A 280-nucleotide genomic window follows, 5' to 3' on the forward strand; every position below is an offset into this window, starting at 1 on the left:
GGGGCTTTGCGGATAACCAAAGCGCGTCAGATAGTGCGGACTGGCACAGTTGACCATGGTCAGTTTACCGAGGGGACGGGCGATAACGCCATCTTCCGGTAATGCGCCAGTGCGTATCACGCAATCAAAACCATCATGAAGAATATCTACCGGACGGTCATGGCTACTCAGTTCCAGCTCAATTCCCGGATGCAGATAGAGAAATTCCGACAAGCGCGGCAGTAACAGGCTTTTCGCGATTCCTGACGGGATGTCGATGCGTAATTTACCGCTGATACTG

At 52.5% G+C, this 280-nt stretch carries 1 protein-coding gene; it reads right to left on the reverse strand.

The window, feature by feature from the left end; genetic code table 11:
- The coding region (locus tag B0E34_RS22700) for a LysR substrate-binding domain-containing protein (RefSeq protein ID WP_262484722.1) at positions 1 to 280 on the reverse strand (280 nt) is incomplete at both ends.

The organism is Chryseobacterium mucoviscidosis (assembly GCF_002177115.1).
GTDB classification, from domain to species: Bacteria; Bacteroidota; Bacteroidia; order Flavobacteriales; family Weeksellaceae; genus Chryseobacterium; species Chryseobacterium mucoviscidosis.